Annotated in this window: 1 rRNA gene; it reads left to right on the forward strand. The window is 52.1% G+C overall.

Going from position 1 to position 326, the window contains the following annotated elements:
• Positions 1–234: 234 nt before the first annotated feature.
• A 5S ribosomal RNA gene (gene rrf / locus ACVOLL_RS20605) occupies positions 235–326 on the forward strand; the annotation flags it as partial.

The raw sequence follows: 326 nt of genomic DNA on the forward strand, positions 1-326 counted from the left end.
ATAGGTCAGGTGTGTAAGTGCAGCAATGCATTGAGCTAACTGATACTAATGATCCGTGTGGCTTGACCATATAACCTCAAGTTGCCTTGGCCGACATGACATGTCGATAGAGTCCAAGTGCACGCTACGTCACAAGACCAAACGCGAGACAGGCGCCGTAGGCTCTTTCTTGGATGGCATGCAGATCCATGCACACCTCCAGAAAGAAACCACGAGCGACGCTCCAACTGTCTCCCTGATGAAATTAGCGCTATGGAACCACCCGATCCCATCCCGAACTCGGAAGTGAAACGTAGCCGCGCCGATGGTAGTGCAGCCTAAGCTGT

The organism is Stenotrophomonas sp. STEN035 (genome assembly GCF_056759935.1).